This is a genomic window from Streptomyces sp. NPDC058335 (assembly GCF_042723915.1).
Lineage (GTDB): Bacteria > Actinomycetota > Actinomycetes > Streptomycetales > Streptomycetaceae > Streptomyces.
Genome location: NZ_JBHXHX010000012.1, coordinates 173,653 through 193,774 on the forward strand (window position 1 = coordinate 173,653; position 20,122 = coordinate 193,774).

General features: G+C 71.3%; 20 protein-coding genes. 8 read left to right on the forward strand and 12 right to left on the reverse strand.

What is annotated here, in order from left to right:
• Positions 1–129: 129 nt before the first annotated feature.
• Together ACFWJX_RS24290 and ACFWJX_RS24295 are read right to left on the reverse strand one after the other, a co-directional pair.
• Entirely contained in the window at positions 130–1,182 is a 1,053-nt protein-coding gene (locus ACFWJX_RS24290) for an aspartate-semialdehyde dehydrogenase (protein WP_383246803.1), read from the reverse strand.
• Positions 1,179–2,456, reverse strand: coding sequence for an aspartate kinase (locus tag ACFWJX_RS24295; RefSeq protein WP_383246806.1), 1,278 nt, complete (start codon positions 2,454–2,456; stop codon positions 1,179–1,181). The genes ACFWJX_RS24290 and ACFWJX_RS24295 overlap by 4 nt, the downstream gene beginning before the upstream one ends.
• Positions 2,457–2,662: 206 nt before the next feature.
• Here ACFWJX_RS24295 and ACFWJX_RS24300 point away from each other — a divergent pair, with 206 nt between their 5' ends.
• Positions 2,663–3,343 (forward strand): response regulator transcription factor, encoded by a 681-nt coding sequence (locus tag ACFWJX_RS24300; protein WP_383246809.1) that lies wholly within the window; start codon positions 2,663–2,665, stop codon positions 3,341–3,343.
• Positions 3,340–4,701, forward strand: coding sequence for an ATP-binding protein (locus ACFWJX_RS24305; RefSeq protein WP_383246812.1), 1,362 nt, complete (start codon positions 3,340–3,342; stop codon positions 4,699–4,701). Before ACFWJX_RS24300 ends, ACFWJX_RS24305 begins: the two co-directional genes overlap by 4 nt.
• Positions 4,702–4,728: 27 nt before the next feature.
• Here the strand turns inward: ACFWJX_RS24305 and ACFWJX_RS24310 are convergent, their stop codons facing one another.
• From ACFWJX_RS24310 to ACFWJX_RS24330, 5 genes are all read right to left on the reverse strand, one after another.
• A complete protein-coding gene (locus ACFWJX_RS24310) occupies positions 4,729–5,226 on the reverse strand; it encodes an SgcJ/EcaC family oxidoreductase (protein ID WP_383246815.1) in 498 nt (165 codons plus the stop codon).
• Between the two features lie 114 nt (positions 5,227–5,340).
• Positions 5,341–5,547 (reverse strand): hypothetical protein, encoded by a 207-nt coding sequence (locus tag ACFWJX_RS24315; protein WP_383246818.1) that lies wholly within the window; start codon positions 5,545–5,547, stop codon positions 5,341–5,343.
• 159 nt (positions 5,548–5,706) lie between these two features.
• A complete protein-coding gene (locus tag ACFWJX_RS24320; RefSeq protein ID WP_383246821.1) occupies positions 5,707–6,366 on the reverse strand; it encodes a DUF5063 domain-containing protein in 660 nt (219 codons plus the stop codon).
• A complete protein-coding gene (recR, locus tag ACFWJX_RS24325; protein ID WP_107018120.1) occupies positions 6,359–6,958 on the reverse strand; it encodes a recombination mediator RecR in 600 nt (199 codons plus the stop codon). The genes ACFWJX_RS24320 and recR overlap by 8 nt, the downstream gene beginning before the upstream one ends.
• A gap of 156 nt (positions 6,959–7,114) precedes the next feature.
• The gene (locus ACFWJX_RS24330) at positions 7,115–7,459 is read right to left on the reverse strand and encodes a YbaB/EbfC family nucleoid-associated protein (protein ID WP_086772882.1); all 345 of its coding nucleotides are present in this window, start codon (positions 7,457–7,459) and stop codon (positions 7,115–7,117) included.
• Positions 7,460–7,830: 371 nt separating this feature from the next.
• Between ACFWJX_RS24330 and ACFWJX_RS24335 the strand changes: the two genes are divergently transcribed.
• Complete coding sequence (locus ACFWJX_RS24335; RefSeq protein ID WP_383247109.1) at positions 7,831–8,580, forward strand: SLATT domain-containing protein; 750 nt, start codon at positions 7,831–7,833, stop codon at positions 8,578–8,580.
• A 115-nt stretch (positions 8,581–8,695) separates the two neighbouring features.
• Here ACFWJX_RS24335 and ACFWJX_RS24340 read toward each other — a convergent pair whose 3' ends face one another.
• The 3 genes from ACFWJX_RS24340 to ACFWJX_RS24350 all read right to left on the reverse strand — a co-directional run bounded on the left by ACFWJX_RS24340 (position 8,696) and on the right by ACFWJX_RS24350 (position 11,590).
• Complete coding sequence (locus ACFWJX_RS24340) at positions 8,696–10,408, reverse strand: serine/threonine-protein kinase (RefSeq protein ID WP_383246824.1); 1,713 nt, start codon at positions 10,406–10,408, stop codon at positions 8,696–8,698.
• Positions 10,409–10,484: 76 nt separating this feature from the next.
• Positions 10,485–10,973: a MarR family winged helix-turn-helix transcriptional regulator gene (locus ACFWJX_RS24345; RefSeq protein WP_383246827.1), complete on the reverse strand. Its 489-nt coding sequence runs from the start codon at positions 10,971–10,973 to the stop codon at positions 10,485–10,487.
• Positions 10,970–11,590, reverse strand: a complete 621-nt coding sequence (locus tag ACFWJX_RS24350; protein WP_383246830.1) for a type 1 glutamine amidotransferase family protein — start codon at positions 11,588–11,590, stop codon at positions 10,970–10,972. The genes ACFWJX_RS24345 and ACFWJX_RS24350 overlap by 4 nt, the downstream gene beginning before the upstream one ends.
• 186 nt (positions 11,591–11,776) lie before the next feature.
• Between ACFWJX_RS24350 and ACFWJX_RS24355 the strand changes: the two genes are divergently transcribed.
• From ACFWJX_RS24355 to ACFWJX_RS24370, 4 genes are all read left to right on the forward strand, one after another.
• Positions 11,777–13,132, forward strand: a complete 1,356-nt coding sequence (locus tag ACFWJX_RS24355; RefSeq protein WP_383246833.1) for an aspartate aminotransferase family protein — start codon at positions 11,777–11,779, stop codon at positions 13,130–13,132.
• Between the two features lie 149 nt (positions 13,133–13,281).
• Positions 13,282–13,983, forward strand: a complete 702-nt coding sequence (locus ACFWJX_RS24360) for a GntR family transcriptional regulator (RefSeq protein WP_383247113.1) — start codon at positions 13,282–13,284, stop codon at positions 13,981–13,983.
• Positions 13,980–16,463 (forward strand): glycosyltransferase, encoded by a 2,484-nt coding sequence (locus tag ACFWJX_RS24365; RefSeq protein ID WP_383246836.1) that lies wholly within the window; start codon positions 13,980–13,982, stop codon positions 16,461–16,463. Before ACFWJX_RS24360 ends, ACFWJX_RS24365 begins: the two co-directional genes overlap by 4 nt.
• A gap of 78 nt (positions 16,464–16,541) precedes the next feature.
• The gene (locus ACFWJX_RS24370; RefSeq protein WP_252545201.1) at positions 16,542–17,192 is read left to right on the forward strand and encodes a hypothetical protein; all 651 of its coding nucleotides are present in this window, start codon (positions 16,542–16,544) and stop codon (positions 17,190–17,192) included.
• An 18-nt stretch (positions 17,193–17,210) separates the two neighbouring features.
• Here ACFWJX_RS24370 and ACFWJX_RS24375 read toward each other — a convergent pair whose 3' ends face one another.
• Positions 17,211–17,504, reverse strand: coding sequence for a hypothetical protein (locus ACFWJX_RS24375; RefSeq protein ID WP_383246838.1), 294 nt, complete (start codon positions 17,502–17,504; stop codon positions 17,211–17,213).
• Between the two features lie 142 nt (positions 17,505–17,646).
• Positions 17,647–18,930 (reverse strand): adenylosuccinate synthase, encoded by a 1,284-nt coding sequence (locus ACFWJX_RS24380; RefSeq protein ID WP_383246841.1) that lies wholly within the window; start codon positions 18,928–18,930, stop codon positions 17,647–17,649.
• Between the two features lie 242 nt (positions 18,931–19,172).
• On the opposite strand from ACFWJX_RS24380, the gene ACFWJX_RS24385 reads away from it, so the two are divergent.
• Positions 19,173–20,009, forward strand: coding sequence for a diacylglycerol kinase family protein (locus tag ACFWJX_RS24385; RefSeq protein ID WP_383246843.1), 837 nt, complete (start codon positions 19,173–19,175; stop codon positions 20,007–20,009).
• Positions 20,010–20,122 lie beyond the last annotated feature (113 nt).

Sequence of the window (20,122 nt, forward strand, 5' to 3'; positions counted from 1 at the left end):
TACAAGTGGTTGTGGTCGTCGACCGCCTCACACCCCTGTGCGACAGATCCTACAAACGCCGCAGCCCCTGGCCACGGGATTTACGGCCGCCGTCCCCTGACCCGTCAAGCGGCGCGTCCGCAGCAGGCGTCACCGGTACTCCGCCGCCAGCAGTTCGGCGATCTGCGCGGTGTTCAGGGCGGCTCCCTTGCGCAGGTTGTCCCCGCACACGAAGAGTTCGAGCGCCGTGGGGTCGTCGAGCGCCCTGCGCACCCGGCCGACCCAGGTGGGGTCGGTGCCCACGACGTCGGCGGGCGTGGGGAACTCCCCGGCGGCCGGGTTGTCGAAGAGGACGACCCCGGGGGCGGTGGCGAGGATCTCGCGGGCGCCGTCGACCGTCACCTCGTCCTGGAAGCGGGCGTGGACGGTGAGGGAGTGCACGGTGATCACCGGTACGCGCACGCAGGTCACGGCGACGGGCAGCTTCGGCAGGCCGAGGATCTTGCGGGACTCGTCCCGCACCTTCATCTCCTCCGACGACCAGCCGTCCTCGCGCAGCGACCCGGCCCACGGCACCACGTTCAGCGCGACCGGCTCCGGGAAGGGTCCCGTCCGGTCACCGACTGCCCGCCGCACGTCACCGGGGCTGGTCCCCAGTTCCGTACCGGCGACCATCGACAGTTGCCGCCGCAGTGTCTCCACCCCGGCCCGGCCCGCCCCGCTGACCGCCTGGTACGACGAGACGACCAGCTCGCGCAGGCCGAACTCGGCGTGCAGCGCGCCCATCGCGACGATCATCGACAGGGTGGTGCAGTTCGGGTTGGAGACGATGCCGCGCGGCCTGTTGCGCACCGCGTGCGCGTTGACCTCGGGAACGACGAGGGGCACGTCCGGGTCCATCCGGAAGGCGCCGGAGTTGTCCACGACGACCGCACCCCTGGCGGCGGCGACCGGCGCCCACCGCTCGGCCACCTCGTCCGGTACGTCGAACATGGCGACGTCGACGCCGTCGAAGGCCTCCTCGGTGAGCGCCACCACCTCGATCTGTTCGCCGCGCACGGCCAGCTTGCGGCCGGCCGAGCGCGGCGAGGCGATCAGTCGGATCTCGCCCCAGACGTCTGCGCGCTGGGACAGGATCTGCAGCATGACCGTGCCGACCGCTCCGGTCGCTCCCACGACCGCGAGCGTCGGTCGTCGGGTCATCGCCCGGTGCCCCCGTAGACGACGGCCTCGTCGCTGTCGGAGTCGAGCCCGAAGGCGGTGTGCACTGCGCGCACGGCCTCCGGCACGTCGTCGGCGCGGGTGACCACCGAGATGCGGATCTCGGAGGTCGAGATCAGCTCGATGTTGACGCCCGCGTCGGACAGCGCCTTGAAGAAGTCGGCGGTGACGCCCGGGTTGGTCTTCATGCCGGCTCCGACGAGGGAGATCTTGCCGATCTGGTCGTCGTAGCGCAGCGAGTCGAAGCCGATGCCGCCCTTGTTCTTCTCCAGGGCGTCGAGCGCTTTGCGGCCCTCGGACTTCGGCAGCGTGAAGGAGATGTCCGTGAGGCCGGTGGAGGCCGCGGAGACGTTCTGCACGATCATGTCGAGGTTGATCTGGGCGTCGGCGATCGTGCGGAAGATCGTGGCCGCCTCGCCCGGCTTGTCCGGCACGCCGACGACCGTGACCTTGGCCTCGGAGGTGTCGTGCGCGACACCGGAGATGATGGCCTGCTCCACCTGCTTGTCCCCTTGCTCGATCGACTCGCTGCTGACCCACGTGCCCGGAAGTCCGCTGAAGGACGAACGGACGTGGATCGGGATGTTGTACCGGCGGGCGTACTCCACGCAGCGGTGGAGCAGCACCTTCGACCCGGACGAGGCCAGTTCGAGCATGTCCTCGAAGGAGATCCAGTCGATCTTCCGGGCCTTCTTCACCACGCGCGGGTCGGCGGTGAACACGCCGTCGACGTCGGTGTAGATCTCGCACACCTCGGCGTCGAGGGCGGCCGCGAGAGCCACGGCGGTGGTGTCGGACCCGCCGCGCCCGAGCGTGGTGATGTCCTTGGTGTCCTGGCTGACGCCCTGGAACCCGGCGACGATGGCGATGTTGCCCTCGTCGAGCGAGTCACGGATCCGGCCCGGCGTGACATCGATGATCCGGGCTTTGTTGTGGACCGAGTCGGTGATGACACCTGCCTGGCTGCCGGTGAAGCTCTGGGCCGAGTGGCCCAGGTTTTTGATCGCCATGGCCAGCAGGGCCATGGAGATCCGCTCTCCGGCGGTCAGCAGCATGTCGAGCTCGCGCCCGGCAGGGATCGGGGATACCTGCTCGGCGAGATCGATCAGCTCGTCCGTCGTGTCGCCCATCGCGGAAACCACGGCCACCACCTGGTGGCCGTTCTTCTTGGCTTCCACGATCCGCTTGGCGACACGCTTGATGCCCTCGGCATCGGCTACGGAGGAGCCTCCGTACTTCTGCACGACAAGGCCCACGTGCGCTCCTCGCTCAGTTTGTCTTTTTCCGCACATACGCCCTTGTACTGCGGTCGGCTCAGTCTAACGAGCACCCGGAATCCGCCCCCGGGACGCCGCATGGTGAGACTCCCGGAGACGGTCCGGGCAGGTCGTCCAGGACACTCCCTGCCCACTGACGCCGAAGTGATAGCTGTGAATTAAGTTTCAAGCACTATCGTGCGGCTGTGCGTGTACTCCTGGTGGAAGACGACGAGCCGGTCGCCGAGTCGCTGCGGCGCGGCCTGAAGAGGTACGGCTTCGAGGTCGAGTGGGTCGCCACCGGCGCCGCCGCCCTCGCCCACCCCGGCCCCTACGACGTCGTCCTCCTCGACCTCGGGCTGCCCGACACCGACGGCCTCGACGTCTGCAAGGCCCTGCGCGGGCGCGGCGACGTACCGATCATCGTGATCAGCGCCCGCAGCGACGAGACGGACCGCGTGGTCGGCCTGGAGCTGGGCGCCGACGACTACGTGTCGAAGCCGTTCGGCGTGCGCGAGGTCATCGCGAGGATACGGGCCGTCATGCGGCGCGCCCAGCCCCGTACGGCCGAGGCGGCCGGCCCCGACCGGTACGGCGCCCGCCTGACGATCGACCGCAAGGCGGCCCGCGTCCACCTGGACGGCGAGGAGGTCGCGCTCACGCCGAAGGAGTACGACCTGCTGGCCTTCCTCACCGAGGAGCCGGGCGCGCTGATGTCGCGCGAGCAGATCATGGAGGCGGTCTGGGACGCGAACTGGTTCGGGCCGACCAAGACGCTGGACGTGCACGTGGCGGCGCTGCGGCGCAAGCTCGCCGGGGCGATCGCCGTCGAGGCGGTGCGCGGGGTCGGCTTCCGCCTGGAGATCACCGGCAGCACCACGTCATGATCCGTCAGCTCATCCGCAGCTACGTCCTGCTCGTCGCCGTCGGCCTCGGCCTGTTCACAGTGCCGGTGGCCTTCACGCTCACCGCCCAGCTGCGCGACGACACCGAGCTGTCCGTGGAGCGGGAGGCCATGACCATGGCGCTGCTGCTGGGCAACGGCGACACCGCGTCCTGTCAGGCCCTGGAGGAGATGGCCAGGGCCTACGCCGAGGAGACGCACGACGAGGTGCAGGTCACCGCCACCGCCCAGTGCGCCACCGGACTCCCCCGGCCGCACCGGGACGCAGCCCTCACCGACGCCCTGGAGCAGGGCGAACGGACCACCGACTGGGGCTCCGACTTCATCTGGGGCAGCGACCTGGTCATCACCGTCCCGGCGAACCAGGACGGACGGTCCGTCGGCGCCGTACGGATCGTGTACTCCACCGACAACCTCACCGACCGCCTGTGGACGATCTGGGGTTTCCGGGCCGGACTCGCGGTGGCCGTCCTCGCCGTCGCCGCGCTGATCGGCGCGGTGGTCGCCCGGCGGCTCACCGCCCCGCTGCGCCAGCTCAACGACATGGCGAGCAAGCTCAGCGACGGCGACCTGACGGCGCGCGCCCCCGTCACGGGCCCCCAGGAGACACAGACGCTGGCCCACACCCTCAACCAGGCCGGTGAGCGACTCGACACCCTGGTCGCCTCGCAGCGGATCTTCGTCGCGGACGCCTCCCACCAGCTCCGTACGCCGCTCACCGCGCTCCGGCTGTCGCTGGACAACATCGCCGACGGCGTCGACGACGACCTCGTGCGCGAGGACGTGGAGCAGGCGACCGCCGAGGTGGTGCGGATGAGCCGGCTGGTCAACGGGCTGCTGGTGCTGGCCCGTGCCGAGGCCAAGGTGGCGGCCGCGGAGCCGCTGCCGCTGCGGGACATCGTCACCGAGCGCCTGTCGGTGTGGAGGCCGGCCGCCGACGAGCGCGGAGTCACCATCGCGCTCAGGGGGAGTGCCGACGACCGGCCGCTCGTGCTGGCCACCACCGGTCATCTCGACCAGGTGCTGGACAACGTGCTCTCGAACGCCCTGGAGGTGTCACCGGACGGCGCGACGATCACCGTACGGACCGAGGGCCGCGGCAGCACGGTGCTGCTGGAGGTCCTCGACCAGGGGCCGGGTATGTCCGACGCGGAGAAGTCCCGCGCCTTCGACCGCTTCTGGCGCGGCCAGGGCCTGACCGGACGCTCCGGCTCCGGCCTCGGCCTCGCCGTCGTCAAGCAACTGCTGACGGACGACGGCGGCACGGTCACCCTCGCCGACGCCCCCGGCGGCGGGCTGTGCGTCCGGATCACCCTGCGGGCGGGGCAGCGTACGGGCTGAAGCCGGGCGGCCCGACCTGCCGTGCCGTCACTTCTCCGGCATCGCCGAGGAGTGGTGGTTGACGATCTTCCAGGTGCCGTCGCGCTTCTCGTACTCGTACGTGTAGCGGGCCTCGACGACGCGCTTCTCGCCGGTGTCGTGGTCGGTGAGGGTGAACTCGTAGACACCGGTGTCGATCACGGAGTCGTCGTCGAGGACGTTGACGATCGTCTGGACCTTCTTGCCGACCGGCTTGTTCGCCAGGAATTGCTCGAAGTAGTCGACGATGCCGGCGCGGTCGGTGCGGACCTCGTTGGAGACGGTGGGCAGCAGGACCGCGTTCTTGGCGTAGAGGTCGGCCACCTTGTCCGGGTCACCGGTGCGCAGCGCGGCGTTCCAGGTGTCGAAGAGGGACGCGACCTGCTTCTTCGTGGGCTTGGGGGACTCCTCGGGGCCGGCCGCACTGACTCCGACGGTCACCGTGGCGGCGGTGACGACGGCGGCGGCGGTGACGAGGGCGGCGCGTATGCGGGTCTTGCGAGTCATCGCAACTCCTGTGCGGGAAGTGCCTGTTGGGATGACTCAAGACTCGCGTCCGGCCGGTTAGGGCCCGTGCAGCCGTCGTACAGGGGACGTGCAACGGCCGTCCAATTCGTCGAATCAGCGAGAAGCCGCTTGTCGGGCAGCCGCTTTCCCGCCGCGGTCGCGGACCAGGCTGACGCCGGCGCCGAGCGACACGACGCCCATGCCGACCGCCGTCATCACACCCTGCGAACCCTCGATCGCGAAGGGGGCCACGGCGGCGACGGAGAGGTTGAAGAGGAAGAGGAACCAGAGGACGGGGCGGGAGGAGAGCAGCTTCTTCATGACGGGCGTCCTTGGGGATCGGGATCTTCGCTTGCGAGATCAACGATCCCTTTTCCGGGCCGCCGCAACGAGGTGGCACGCTCCCGAACCGATGGTGTAGGCAGCTACACCCGCGGTGGATCCCGCCGGCCCGCCGTGCCCGGGAAAAGCCGCCGGAACCTACCTGACCTGGCCCGATCCCAGCTGGCCGCCGATCTCCTCGGCCATCACGCGACCCGCCTCGAACTCCAGGGTGTCGTCACCGTCGCCCTGGTCGGTGTCCAGACCGTCCAGTTCCTCCAGGGGCTGGTTCAGGCGGACGTGCGCCAGGACCGAGTGGAGGGCGCGCAGGGTCGCCGAGGCCGTGGTGCCCCAGTTGGAGAAGTAGGAGAACTGCCACCACCACAGGGCCTCCGAGGTGCGGCCGGCCCGGTAGTGGACCATGCCGTGGCGGAGGTCGGCGATGACGTCGGCGAGGTCGTCGGAGATACGGGCCGGGACGGGCGCCTTACGGGGCTCGTACGGGTCGAAGACCTCGGAGTAGACGTCGACCGGCTCCAGGAGACGGGCGAGGTTCTCGCGCAGTTCGTCCGCGTCCGGCTCGAAGCCGGGGTCGGGCTCGTAGCGCTCGTCGGGGACGATGTCCTCGTGCGCGCCGAGGCGGCCACCGGCCAGCAGCAGCTGGGAGACCTCCAGCAGGAGGAAGGGGACGGCCGAGTCCGGCTCGTCGCCCTTGGCGACCTCGGAGACGGCGACCAGGAAACTCTCGATCTGGTCGGCGATCTGGACCGCGAAGTCGTCCGGGTTCTGCTCGGTCGCGTGCAGCTTGGCGTCAGACATCTAGGAGTCGTCTCCCCTCGAAGGCGCGGCCGAGTGTGACCTCGTCCGCGTATTCCAGGTCGCCACCCACCGGGAGGCCGCTGGCCAGGCGGGTGACCTTCAGGCCCATGGGCTTGATCATGCGGGCGAGGTACGTGGCCGTCGCCTCGCCCTCGAGATTCGGGTCCGTGGCGAGGATCAGCTCGGTGACCGCGCCGTCCGCCAGGCGGGCCAGAAGTTCCCGGATACGGAGGTCGTCCGGGCCGACGCCCTCGATGGGGCTGATCGCCCCGCCCAGGACGTGGTACTTGCCGCGGAACTCCCGGGTGCGCTCGACGGCGACCACGTCCTTCGGCTCCTCGACCACACAGATGACGGAGAGGTCGCGGCGCGGATCGCGGCAGATGTTGCACAGCTCCTCCTGCGCCACATTGCCGCAGGTCGCGCAGAAGCGGACCTTCGCCTTGACCTCCATCAGGCACTGCGCGAGACGCCGTACGTCCGTCGGCTCCGCCTGGAGGATGTGGAAGGCGATCCGCTGCGCGCTCTTGGGACCGACGCCGGGGAGCCGCCCCAGTTCGTCGATGAGGTCCTGGACCACGCCTTCGTACAACGGACTGCCGTCCTTCCCTGGGTTCCTTGCAGTACGTACGGTAGTTGGCCGCCACCCGTCCTAGGAAGGCGGTGTGAGCGTCGCGGGGGCGACGGACATCGGAACGGCCGGGCTCGGACAGCGTCGGAACAGGGCCGGGACAGGGGCGGAACCGGGTCAGAAGGGCAGACCCGGGATGCCGCTGCCGCCGCCGAGGCCCTGCGCGAGCGGGCCGAGCTTCTGCTGCTGAAGGTTCTGCGCGTTCTCGTTCGCCGCCTGGACGGCCGCGACGACGAGGTCGGCAAGGGTCTCGGTGTCCTCGGGGTCCACCGCCTTCGGGTCGATCTTCAGGGCACGCAGTTCGCCGGCGCCCGTCACCGTGGCCCGCACCAGGCCGCCACCGGCCTGACCGTCGACCTCCGTGTTCGCCAGCTCCTCCTGGGCACGGGCCAGATCCTGCTGCATCTTCTGGGCCTGCTGAAGCAGCTGCTGCATGTTGGGCTGGCCACCACCGGGAATCACGATCAGCTCCTCTTCCGGACCTCGGTCGGTGCGGGTTTTTCCCGCTCGGCACGAGCCTACGTGGTCTGTGCGGGTGTCGCCCCAGCACTCTTTCGAGTGAGTCTCGGGTGTGGCCTATACCTGATCAAGGCCCACTTCCGGGCGGAAAAGAGGCGAAACCTTCCTCTTCGCCACCCATTGGGAGGTAGGAAAGGGTCCGGCGCATCGGCATCGGTCGCATCGATGGGCATCGGCGGCATCGGCGGGCATCCGAGGCATCAGGTGTTACGCCAGGTGACGGTCGCGATCAGTTGGGCTCGGTCGGAAGCAGTCGGTAACAGTCCGTATCAGTCGGGATCAGTAGGGAGTGCCGGGTGGGTCAGCAGCCGGAGATGCAGCCCGAGGGTCCGCCCCAGGACGGGCGGGGCGAGGGCGCGGCCGGGCTGCGGCCGGGCGATCTGACCGGGCGGGCCTTCCCGCTCGGAGACTGGGGCGAGCCCGCCGAGCGGCTCGACGAGCTGTACCGGTGGGTCGAGCGGGGGGCACTGGAGACAGCCGCCTGGTACCTCGCCGACCGGGTGTGGAAGCGGCGAGCGGCGCGGGTGCTGCGCGGTGGCGCCGCGGCGGGAGCGGTGGCCGGGGCGGCCCTGCCGGTGCTCGATCTCACCGGGGCGGTGGGCGGGGTCGCGCCCTGGGGGTATCTGGCGCTGCTGGCGGCGGTGGCGTGCCTCGCCGTCGACCGGTTCTTCGGCGTGACCGCCGGGTGGATAAGGGACGTGGCTACGGCGCAGGCGGTGCAGCGGCGGTTGCAGGTGCTCCAGTTCGACTGGGCCTCGGAGAGTGTGCGGGAGGTTCTGGGGCCGGCGGAGGGCACCGCTAGTGAGGCGGCCGAGCGGTGTCTGCTGGTGTTGCGGCGGTTCTCGGAGGATGTGGCGGAGTTGGTGCGGGTGGAGACGGTGGACTGGATGGTGGCGTTTCGGACGGGGGCGGCGCCTATGGGGTTGCAGGGGGTTGCTGCCTCCGGCGGTGGGGGGCGGGGGGACGGGGGTGTGGGGTCCGGGCGGTTCGCTCTGCCGCCGGGGGCGGCGGGGGGTGCGGGGCGGCCGAACATGCCTCGGCAGCGGCCGCCTGAGCCGCGGTGAGGTGCGGGGCCTTTTCTCGCCCGCCGTCCCGTCCGTCCCTGGGGGCTGCGCCCCAGACCCCCTGTCGCGCTTCGTGTCTCGTCCTCGAACGCCGGACGGGCTGAGATGCCCCTCGTCAGCTTCGGCTGTACGTCAGCTTTTCGCCTGTCGTCGGGTTGAGGCGTTGCAGTTGGCCGTCCGGGAGCAGGGTTACTTCTGTGGCCGCGCCCGGGGAGCAGGAGGAGAGCGGCTCGCCCGTGGTGACTTTCGAAGGGCCCAGGGTCAGTGGGGCCCCGGGGGCCGGGGGCTCGGTCAGCGTGGCTGCGAACTCGCAGTGGTAGGCCTCGCCGTCCGCCACCAGGCGCAGGACCGTGTCGCCCACCTCGCCCTGGGTGAGGGTCAGGCGGCGGGTGTCGGCGGTGTTGATCGTGGTGGTCCAGGTGCCCAGGTAGTCCTCGGGGATCGTGCCCTCCTGTGAGGGAGACGGCGAGGGGGAGGGCGACGAGGGTGGGGAGGCGGACTCGTCTGCGGACTCCGACGGGGGCGCGGAGGCCGACCTCGTCGGCGCCGGGCTCGCGCCGGACTGGTTGTCGTCGCCGTTCATGACGGCGTACACCGTGCCGCCGGCCGCCAGCGCGACCACCGCGGCGACCGCTACCAGCAGCACCGTGGAACGGCCGCTGCGGCGGGGCGGCGGCTCCGGGTCGTACGGGTCGTACGGGTCGTACGCCGTCGCGTCGGCCGCGTACGGGTTGTGCGGGACCGGTACCGGCATCGGCCGCTGGGGTGGGGCGGCCGGGTACTGCTGGGGGTAGCCGTACGCCGGGTGGGGTGCCGCGAGGGTGGGGACGTGGTCGGGCGGGACGGAGTGCTGCGGGGCGGCCTCCGTGAAGGCTCCTACGGGGTTCTCCGTCTCCAGGAGCCGTACGGCGTGCCGGCCGAGCTGGGCGACGAGGGTACCCGGCAGCCACGGGTCGCGGGAGCGTCCGTCGGCGACGGTGTCCTCCACGCCGGTGCGCTCCAGGATCCACTCCAGCGTCGGCCGGGCCGCCGGGTCCTTGCGCAGACAGGCGCGGACCAGGTCGGCGAGGCCCTCGGGCACGCGCGTGAGATCGGGTTCCTCCTCGGCTATGCGGAACAGCAGCGCGTGGACGCCCTGCTGTTCGGCGGAGCCGAAGGGGAGGATGCCGGTGGCGGCGTAGGCGAGGACGGAGCCCAGGCAGAAGACGTCGCAGGCCGGCGTGATGCGATCGCCGCGCACCTGCTCGGGGGCCATGAAGCCGGGCGAGCCGATCACCGCGCCGGTCTGCGTGAGGCCGCCGTCGCCGAGGTACGTCATCCCGCCGTCGCCCGTCACGGTCTCCATGGCCCGCGCGACACCGAAGTCGATGACACGGGGTCCCTCGATGGTGACCATCACGTTGGACGGCTTGAGGTCGCGGTGGACGATCCCGGCCGCGTGGATGTTGGTGAGGGCGTGCGCGAGGCCGGCGGCGAGGATGCGCACCGAGCGTTCGGGCAGCGGGCCGTGGTCGTGGCCCACCACCTGTTGGAGGCTGGGCCCGGCGACGTAGCCGGTGGCGACCCAGGGCACGGCGGCCTCGGTGTCGGCGTCGAGGACGGGCGCGGTCCAGAATCCGCCGACCCGCTGGGCGTTGCGCACCTCGTGGCGGAACCGGGCCCGGAACTCCTCGCGCGCGGCCAGTTCGGGGCGGACCAGCTTCACGGCGACGGTCCGTCCGCGGTCCGAGCGGGCCAGGAAGACCTGGCCCATTCCGCCCGCGCCCAGCCGCCCGAGCAGCCGGTAGCCGCCGATCCGCTGTGGATCCCCCGGTCCCAGCTTCTCCATGGCAGCTCCGCCTTTCCCCCACATGTGATCGAGCCGAGAATAAACCGGCCGTTCAGAGAGTCGAGCGGTGTGGTGTCTACGGTTCCATAACGGGCGACTCCGGAACGGCAGGCTCCGCTACGGGCGGTTCCAGCTTTTCCAGGACCTGTGACAGGCGTTCCAGCACACGGACGGCCTCGGCCAGCTCCGCCTCGCCGTACGCCTCGGCCAGCCGGTCGGCGAAGGCGGCATGGCCGGGTTCGATGCGGGCGATCGCGGCGCGCCCCTGCGCCGTCGGCGCCAGCAGCTTGGCGCGCCGGTGCGCCGGGTTGGGCCGGTACTGCGCGAGTCCCTTGCCGACGAGCAGGTCGGCGATGCGCTGCACGCTCTGCCTGGTGATGCCCATGGCACGGGCGATGCCGGACACGGGGAGGGGTTCGGGAAGGACCGCGCCGAGCACCTGCCACCAGGCGGCGGTGAGCCCGGAGGGCCGGGCCAGTTCCTCCGCGACGCCGAGGAACTGGCCGTTGAGCCGGAAGACGCCGAGCGCGCCGCGGCTGAGCAGGTCCTGCCGTTCCCGGCTCACAGCGCCCCGGCCTTGTCCAGGACGGCGTAGGCCTCCGGGTCGGAGTCGTGGAACAGCCGGTACCAGGCGTCCAGCACCTCGCCCTCGTACACGCCGAGGAGGCGGAGGATCTCGCGGGCGAAGGCGACGGGCTCGGTGGGTCCGGCGGTGATCAGGTTTCCGTCGGTGACGGCGTCGGTGTCGACGTAGTGGGCGCCGCCCGCGTATCCGGTGGCGGCGAGGTAGAAGGAGACGGCGCTGGTGTGGGCGCGGTCGTCGAGCAGGCCCGCGCGGGCGAGTCCCGCGGTGGCGCCGCAGATGGCGGCGACGGGCGTGCCGGCGGCCAGGAACTCCCCCGCCGTACGGGCGAAGGGCGCGAGGTCGTCGGAGGTGTCCCACAGGTCGGCGCCCGGCAGGATCAGCAGCGCGGCGTCCTCGGGGCGTACGTCCGCCGACGCGAGGTCGGGCTGGACGCGGAGGCCGCCGAGGCTGGTCACCGGGCGCGTCGACGCGCCGACCGTGCGGATCTCGTACCCGGCGCGGGCCAGGTGGGCGGTGGCGTGGCCGGTCTCCCAGTCGGCGAGCGTGTCGTAGACGGCGAGGTACACGGGCTTGCGGGGGGCGGGGCTGGTGCTCATGGGTCCTCCTTGGCCGGTGAAGCCTTATGACAACATCCTGTCTATTTGCCAGCATGCTGTCAATGCTTCTCGCCGTCCTCGCGGGGGCAGCCCCGTCCACGCCCGACAACCTGTCGCGGAATCCGCCCGTCCACGGAACAGGACGCCGATACCGCTTCCGCATCGCGGACATTTACGCTCACCGACATGACCCCTCAGACCGACCCCCAGACCGGCGCCGCCGTGAAGGCCGCCGACCGCGCGCACGTCTTCCATTCCTGGTCCGCGCAGGAATTCATCGACCCGCTCGCCGTGGCCGGCGCCGAGGGGTCGTACTTCTGGGACTACGACGGCAAGCGTTACCTCGACCTCACCAGCGGGCTCGTCTACACGAACATCGGCTACCAGCACCCCAAGGTCGTCGCCGCGATCCAGGAACAGGCCGCACACCTGACCACCTTCGCGCCCGCCTTCGCCATCGAGGCCCGTTCCGAGGCGGCCCGGCTGATCGCCGAGCGCACCCCCGGCGACCTCGACAAGATCTTCTTCACCAACGGCGGCGCCGACGCCGTGGAGCACGCCGTGCGCATGGCACGGCTGCACACCGGGCGCCCCAAGGTGCTGTCGGCGTACCGCTCGTACCACGGCGGCACCCAGCAGGCCGTGAACCTCACCGGTGACCCGCGCCGCTGGGCCTCCGACTCGGCGAGCGCCGGGGTCGTGCACTTCTGGGCGCCGTTCCTGTACCGCTCCCGCTTCTACGCGGAGACCGAGGAGCAGGAGTGTGCGCGGGCGCTGGAGCACCTGGAGACGACCATCGCCTTCGAGGGGCCCGCGACGATCGCCGCGATCATCCTGGAGACCATCCCCGGCACGGCCGGGATCATGGTGCCGCCGCCCGGCTATCTGGCCGGCGTCCGCGCGCTGTGCGACAAGTACGGGATCGTCTTCGTCCTCGACGAGGTCATGGCCGGGTTCGGGCGCACCGGCGAGTGGTTCGCGGCCGACCTGTCCGGTGTCGTGCCCGACCTGATGACCTTCGCCAAGGGTGTGAACAGCGGATACGTGCCGCTGGGCGGGGTCGCCATCTCCGGCGCGATCGCGGAGACCTTCGGGAAGCGGCCGTACCCCGGTGGCCTCACCTACTCCGGGCACCCGCTGGCCTGCGCCGCCGCCGTCGCCACGATCAGCGTGATGGCGGAGGAGGGTGTCGTCGACAACGCGAAGAACCTCGGCGCCGCCGTCGTGGAGCCGGGGCTGCGGGAGCTTGCCGAGCGCCACCCGAGCGTCGGCGAGGTGCGCGGCGTCGGCATGTTCTGGGCGCTGGAGCTGGTGAAGGACCGCGAGACGCGCGAGCCGCTGGTGCCGTACAACGCCGCCGGTGAGGCGAACGCGCCGATGGCCGCGTTCGGTGCCGCCGCCAAGAAGGCCGGGGTGTGGCCGTTCGTCAACATGAACCGCACCCACTTCGTGCCGCCGTGCAACGCGAGCGAGGCCGAGCTGAAGGAGGGCCTCGCGGCGCTGGACACGGCACTGTCGGTGGCGGACGAGTACACCGGATAGCCGGGCGGGCGTGGCTGTTCGTACAAGCCCTTGAATTCGTCGAACGCGTAAGGTGGCGTGCTCGTACATACCGACGAGCACGCCATCCGCCGATGGCGCTCACGCCGTCGACCGGCGTACGCGACGAGGACGAGGGAGACGCCCCGACCATGCCCGGCAGCAGCGGCAGCGGCGCCGTGACCCGCAGCACCCTGCGGCAGCAGATCGCCGACGCCCTTCGCGACGAGGTGCTGGCGGGACGGCTCCAGCCGGGCCAGGAGTTCACGGTGAAGGAGATAGCCGAGCAGTACGGCGTCTCCGCGACCCCCGTCCGCGAGGCGCTGGTCGACCTGTCGGCGCAGGGGCTGCTGGAGGCCGACCACCACCGCGGCTTCCGGGTGCACGAGTACTCCGTGGCGGACTTCCGGGGCATGGTGGAGGCGCGCAGCCTGGTCATCGAGGGCATGTTCCTCGCCCTGGACGCGGGCAGGCAGCGCTTCCAGAACCTGGCCGACCCGCGGATCGCGGCGCTCGTGGCGGGAGTGCGCCGACGCGGCGAGGAGGCCCAGCGGGCCGCCGCCGCCGGTGATCTCACCGTGCTGATCGGTTACGACCTGCGGTTCTGGCGCGAGTTGAGCGCCCTGTTCGGCAACCCCTATCTCGCCGACTTCCTGAACCGGCTGCGAGTGCAGACCTGGGTGTGTCTGGTGCAGCATCTGCGCCGGCTGACCGATCTGCGCGGCCACCTGTGGTCCGGCCACACCGAACTGGTCGACGCCCTGTATCAGCGCGACACCACCACCGCACGCACGATCCTCGACGAGTACAACACCCACTCCGTCGCGCTGATCGCGCGGCTGGCGGCCGGATGAGCGGGACGGACACCGCCGAGGACCCCCACAGAGTCCCCGATTCCCGCAGAACCACCGAGTCCCAGGCAGTTCCCGACCTCTCCGTCGTCGTGCCCGCCTACAACGAGGAACGCCGGCTCGGCCCCACCCTCGACGCGCTCGTCCGGCAGCTCACCGCGGCCGGTGACCGGTGGGGCAGCTGGGAGATCGTGGTCGCCGACGACGGCTCCACCGACGCCACCCGCGAGATCGTCACCCTGCGCCGCGACCCCCGGCTGCGGCTGATCACCAGCCCTCGCAACCGCGGCAAGGGCCACGCCCTGCGGCTCGGCGTGGACGCCAGCCGGGGGCGCCGCGTGCTGATCACCGACGCCGATCTCGCCGTACCCGTCGGGGAGTTGGAGCGGCTCGCCTCGGCGCTCGCGGAGGGCAACGCGGCCGCGGTCGGCTCCCGGGCCGTGCCCGGGGCGACGCTCGGCGACCGCCGGCACCCGGTGCGCGAACTCCTCGCCGGCGCGGGCAACCTGCTCATCCGCGGGACGGCCGTGCGCGGGATACGCGACACCCAGTGCGGGTTCAAGCTGTTCGACGGGGAGAAGGTCCGGGCCGCGTTCGCCGCCTCCCGGCTGGACGGCTGGGCCATCGACGTGGAGGTGCTGCGCCACTTCCAGCGGGCGGGCTGGCCGGTCGCCGAGGTCCCGGTGCACTGGTCGCACCGGCCCGGCTCAAAGATCCGCCCGCTGGACTACCTCCGCTTCCCGCGCGACCTGGTCCGCCTGCGCCTCCCGGTCCCGGGGCCCGCCGACGCCGTCGCCGCCGCCCTGTTCCTCGCCATGGCCGTCGCGCTCTACGCCGGCCGCTTCTTCGACCCGGCCGGCCGCTACCTCACCGACTCCCTCCAGGACCAGAACCAGTGGGAGTGGTTCTTCGCGGTGACCGCCGACAATGTCGCCCACCTGCGGAACCCGCTGTTCAGCGACCTCCAGGGCGTCCCCGACGGCGTGAACCTGATGGCGAACACCGCCATGTTCGGCCTGTCCGTCCCGCTCGCTCCGGTCACGCTCCTGTGGGGCCCGGCCGTCGCCCTCAGCCTGGCGATGACGTTCGGCCTCGCGGCCACCGCGGCGGCCTGGTACCGGCTGATCCTGCGCCGGCTCGTGCCGCAGCGCGGGGCCGCCTTCGCCGGGGCCGCGCTGGCCGCCTTCGCGCCGCCCATGGTCAGCCACGCCAACGCCCACCCCAACTTCGTCATCCTGTTCATGATCCCGGCGATCATCGACCGGAGCCTGCGGCTGTGCGCGGGCACCCGGGTCACCCGCGACGCGGTGATCCTCGGCCTGATGACCGCCTATCAGGTCTTCCTCGGCGAGGAGGCCCTGCTGCTGGCCGCGCTGGGCATGCTCCTGTTCGGCGCCGCCCACGCCGCCGCACACCCCCGTGTGGCCCGCGCCGCCTCACGTCCCCTGCTGCGCGGCCTGGCGATCGCCGCGGCCGTCTGCCTGACCCTGGTCGTCTACCCGCTGGCCTGGCAGTTCTCGGGCCCGCAGAGCTACACCCACCTCGACCACGGCCCCGGCGCCGCCAACAGCGTGCGCGCCCTGCTGACCTTCGCCGAGCGCTCCCTCCTCGCGGGCGACGCCGACCGCGCCGCCGCCCTCTCCCTCAACCCGACCGAGCAGAACGCCTTCTACGGCTGGCCCCTGCTCCTCCTCGCCCTCGCGATCACCGTCGGCCTGTGGCGCCGGCCCGTCGTCAGGGCGCTGGCGTTCACCGCGGCCGCCGCGGCCGTCCTCTCCCTGGGCCCGCGCATCCACGTGCCGCTGACCGGCGCCGAGATCCCCGGCCCCTGGGCGCCGCTGGCCGGCCTCCCGCTGCTGGAGTCGGTCATCGTCAGCCGCGTCGCGCTGATCTGCGCGCCCGTCCTCGGCATGCTGCTCGCCCTCGCGATCGGCCGGCTGGCGCAAGCCCGCTCCCTGGGCACGCAGTACGCCGGTCTGCTCGCCGTCTGCCTGGCCCTGCTCCCCCTGGTCCCGGCCCCGCTGAGGTCCGAGCCGCGCGCCGAGGTGCCCGCCTTCTTCGCCGACGGCGCCTGGAAGGCGTACGTCCGCCCCGGCGAGTCCCTCGTGCCGGTGCCGCTGCCCGAGCCCACCGCCGCCGAGGCCCTGCACTGGCAGACCACCGCCGGCCTCGGCTTCCGGATGCCCGGCGGCTACTTCAACCGGCCGTACGGCGACGGCGACCGCAGCGGCGTCTACGGCGTCCCGCTGAACTGGACGGCGAGCCTGCTGAAGGACGTACGGGAGACGGGCGTCGCCCAGGTGATCGACGCCCGCGCGCGCGAGGAGACCCGACGGGACCTCGCGTACTGGCGGGCCGGCGCGCTGGTGCTCGTGCCGCAGCCGCACGACGGCCCGCTTCGGGCCACCGTGGACAAGCTCGTGGGCCGCCCAGGTACGTGGGTGGCCGGAGTGTGGGTATGGGACCTGCACGAAGGGAGCTGACGCGGGACGCACCGACTACCCTTCCCAGTTCGGGCATGGAAGCAATGACCACGCGACACCCTGAGTGAGGAGCTCTCTTTGGCCTGTGACCTGTGGCTGGTGCCGCTCGTCGACGTGTTGTGCCACACCCCCGACAATCCCTTCGCCGAGGAACTCGCGCAGTACAACAAGGTGCTCGCCGAGTCGGGACTCCCACCCGTGCCGGTCTACCAGTACATGCCGGGCCTGTCCGGAGACGTCGCCCCCGTGGCCGGCTTCGACTACGACGCCCTGCACTTCCTGCGTCGCGCCTACCTGCTCCAGGTGTGCGGGCTGCCGGTGACCCCGGTGGACGACCTGGGCGGCGACTACGAGCAGCTCCTGGAGATGTTCGAGTCCACGGCCCAGCAGTCCCACCTGGTCTGGCACTACGACCACGCGGGCGCGTACGTCCCGGTGGACTTCCCGCAGCCCCTGTCCAACGACGAACTCCTCGCCGGCGGCGGCCCACTGGGCTCCGCCCAGTCCCTGCTGCGGGAACTGGAGTACGTCGCCCCGTCCATCGGCATCGATCCGGCCAACCCGCCGGCCGCGCCGCATCCCCCGGCCGCCCCGACGGAGTTGGAGGAACCGGCCGTGGCACCGCCGTACGACCCGAGCCCGTTCGCCCGCGAACGGCATGTCTGGCTCGGGTTGCACGCGGCGGCCACGCGGAGTCTGGCGCAGGGGTCGATGATCGTGTTCAGCTGAGCCGTCGGCGGCCCGGCGTCAGCGGCCCAGTTGGGCGAGGCCCTTCTGTACGTCCTCGATGTTCATCACCGGCGTGTAGGTGATCTCCGCGCCGAGGTTGAGGAAGAACGGCTCGCTGATCACCGGCATCTGGGAGCTGTCCTGCATGTCGAAGACCAGATAGGCCGTGCGCTTTCCCTGGTCGGACGTGAAGTAGGCCGCCTCGGGCTTGATCTGTTCCATCGACTCCTGGATCAGTTTCGCCAGGGTGCCGTTGCGGATGGCCTCGTTGGCCTTCTCCGTGTCCATCCGTGCCTTGAGCAGTACGCGCATCGCACTCACCTTCTTCTGGTCGACGCGCGGGGTGTGCCTTCAGGCTATGCCTGTTCGCGGCATATCTCCCGGTGAGACCGACGGCCGCCCCCCGCGTGAGCGGAGGGCGGCCGGTGCGGTCTCCATCGGGCCCTCGGGTGCCTCAGACGAACGAGTTGATCTGGATCGTCTCGTCCCGGCCCGGACCCACGCCGATCGCGGAGATCGGGGCGCCGGACATCTCCTCCAGCGCCTTGACGTAGTCCTGGGCGTTCTTCGGCAGGTCCTCGAAGGTCTTGGCCTTCGTGATGTCCTCGGACCAGCCCGGGAGGGTCTCGTAGATCGGCTTCGCGTGGTGGAAGTCGCTCTGCGAGTACGGGAGTTCCTCGACGCGCTTGCCGTCGATCTCGTAGGCCACGCAGACCGGGATCTGCTCCCAGCCGGTCAGGACGTCGAGCTTGGTGAGGAAGAAGTCGGTCAGGCCGTTCACGCGGGTCGCGTAGCGGGCGATGACCGCGTCGAACCAGCCGCAGCGGCGGTCACGGCCGGTGGTGACACCCACCTCGCCGCCGATGCGGCGGAGCGCCGCGCCGTCCTCGTCGAACAGCTCCGTCGGGAACGGGCCGGCGCCGACACGGGTCGTGTAGGCCTTGAGGATGCCGATGACGCGGCTGATCTTCGTCGGACCCACGCCGGTGCCGGTGCAGGCGCCGCCCGCGGTCGGGTTCGACGAGGTGACGAAGGGGTACGTGCCGTGGTCGATGTCCAGGAGCGTGCCCTGGCCGCCCTCGAAGAGGACCACCTTGTCGTCCTCCAGGGCCTGGTTGAGCACCAGGACCGTGTCGGCGACGTACGGCCGCAGCTTCTCGGCGTAGGCCAGCAGCTCCTCGACGACCTGCTCGACCGCGATGGCACGGCGGTTGTAGAGCTTGGTGAGCAGCTGGTTCTTGACGTCGAGCGCCGCCTCGACCTTCTGCTCCAGGATCGACTCGTCGTACAGGTCCTGTACGCGGATGCCGACCCGGTTGATCTTGTCGGCGTAGGTCGGGCCGATACCCCGTCCCGTGGTGCCGATCTTCCGCTTTCCGAGGAAGCGTTCCGTCACCTTGTCGACAGTCACGTTGTAGGGCGTGATGATGTGCGCGTTGCCGCTGAGGAGCAGCTTCGACGTGTCGACGCCTCGCTCGTTCAGACCGCTCAGCTCGGAGAGCAGGACCGACGGATCGACGACGACTCCGTTTCCGATGACGGGCGTACATCCGGGCGACAGGATTCCGGAAGGGAGGAGGTGCAATGCGTACTTCTGGTCGCCCACGACGACCGTGTGGCCGGCGTTGTTGCCGCCTTGGTAGCGCACTACATAATCCACCGAGCCGCCGAGCAGGTCGGTGGCCTTTCCCTTGCCCTCGTCACCCCACTGAGCACCGAGCAGCACAAGTGCGGGCACGCGCGTACACCCCTTCCGGGTGGGGCATGTCCAGGGTCAGGGGCGTACGCGGAGGCTCTCACCACCGCGTGCACCACGACCGTCGTCGGTCGCGGTACAGCGACCGCCTTCGGCCGCCGAGCGACCGTCGTCGGCCGCACACCGTCGGACCCGGATGCCCCGGAATAGACGAAGCCCCTGGCGCAATAGCGCAAGGGGCTCTTGCACAAAGATGCTACCCGAGGAAGCGAGGCAGGACCGAGGTGGCGACTTTCGCGACGCCGGACCAGCTGCTGGTGATCATCGATCCGGTCGCCCGGAGGACGGACGGAGAGTCCGTACGGATCGCGAAAGACGTGCTCAGCGCGGGTGCGGCCACGAAAGTGTGCCTCCCGGAGGACGCGGAGGAATTTGCCCGCGTCCTCGCGCGCCGCGGCTCGCGGCGGCCCGTCGTGATCGGTGACGACCGTGCGCTGCTGCGCGCGGTGGCCCTGCTGCACCGGCGGCGCGAGCTGGCCGAATGCGTGCTGTCGATGGTGCCCGTGGGAAGCGCCCTGAGCGTCGCGCAGTCCCTGGGGGTGCCCCTGGGGACGGTGGCGGCGGCGCGGGCCGTCCTGGACGGCGCCGAGCGCCGCCTGGACCTGCTCGTCGACGACAGCGACGGGGTCGTCCTGGGCACGCTGCGGATTCCGCCGCTGTCCGGCCGGGACGGACAGCGGGACGCGGGCGGCGTACGGCCGTGGTTGCGGACCTGCCAGTCCCTCGTGCGCACGCTGGTGCCGTCCCGGCCGGCCCCGGCCCCTCCTGCGCCCGGCCCCACGCGGCTGCGGGTCGAGGTCGACGGGGTCATGCTGGTCGACCTGCACCAGCCGGTGGAGGCGGTGTCGGTGACCCCGGACACCTCCGGGACGGTGGTGGTGGAGGTCCGGCCGGTGTCGGTGGGCGCGGAGGCGTCCCCGCTGGAGGCCCGGGGTCGCACGGTGACCGTGTCCGGGGCGGACTTCCGCTACCGGGCCGACGCGGCGGTGGCGGGGCCGGTACGGCGGCGGACGTGGGTGGTGCGGGAGGGGGCGCTCGGGCTGGTGCTGCCGGGGCGGTGAGACCAGGAGCCTCACCGTGGAGGCCCGGGGTCGCACGGTGACCGTGTCCGGGGCGGACTTCCGCTACCGGGCCGACGCGGCGGTGGCGGGGCCGGTACGGCGGCGGACGTGGG

What these genes read in the sequence shown, in the direction of transcription:
- ACFWJX_RS24365 (WP_383246836.1), top strand. Translation starts at nt 13,980, where the DNA reads ATGAGCGGGACGGACACCGCCGAGGACCCCCACAGAGTCCCCGATTCC.
- ACFWJX_RS24315 (WP_383246818.1), bottom strand. Translation starts at nt 5,547, where the DNA reads ATGAAGAAGCTGCTCTCCTCCCGCCCCGTCCTCTGGTTCCTCTTCCTC.
- ACFWJX_RS24335 (WP_383247109.1), top strand. Translation starts at nt 7,831, where the DNA reads ATGCAGCCCGAGGGTCCGCCCCAGGACGGGCGGGGCGAGGGCGCGGCC.
- ACFWJX_RS24360 (WP_383247113.1), top strand. Translation starts at nt 13,282, where the DNA reads ATGCCCGGCAGCAGCGGCAGCGGCGCCGTGACCCGCAGCACCCTGCGG.
- ACFWJX_RS24310 (WP_383246815.1), bottom strand. Translation starts at nt 5,226, where the DNA reads ATGACTCGCAAGACCCGCATACGCGCCGCCCTCGTCACCGCCGCCGCC.
- ACFWJX_RS24375 (WP_383246838.1), bottom strand. Translation starts at nt 17,504, where the DNA reads ATGCGCGTACTGCTCAAGGCACGGATGGACACGGAGAAGGCCAACGAG.
- ACFWJX_RS24350 (WP_383246830.1), bottom strand. Translation starts at nt 11,590, where the DNA reads ATGAGCACCAGCCCCGCCCCCCGCAAGCCCGTGTACCTCGCCGTCTAC.
- ACFWJX_RS24355 (WP_383246833.1), top strand. Translation starts at nt 11,777, where the DNA reads ATGACCCCTCAGACCGACCCCCAGACCGGCGCCGCCGTGAAGGCCGCC.
- ACFWJX_RS24340 (WP_383246824.1), bottom strand. Translation starts at nt 10,408, where the DNA reads ATGGAGAAGCTGGGACCGGGGGATCCACAGCGGATCGGCGGCTACCGG.
- ACFWJX_RS24290 (WP_383246803.1), bottom strand. Translation starts at nt 1,182, where the DNA reads ATGACCCGACGACCGACGCTCGCGGTCGTGGGAGCGACCGGAGCGGTC.
- ACFWJX_RS24320 (WP_383246821.1), bottom strand. Translation starts at nt 6,366, where the DNA reads ATGTCTGACGCCAAGCTGCACGCGACCGAGCAGAACCCGGACGACTTC.
- ACFWJX_RS24305 (WP_383246812.1), top strand. Translation starts at nt 3,340, where the DNA reads ATGATCCGTCAGCTCATCCGCAGCTACGTCCTGCTCGTCGCCGTCGGC.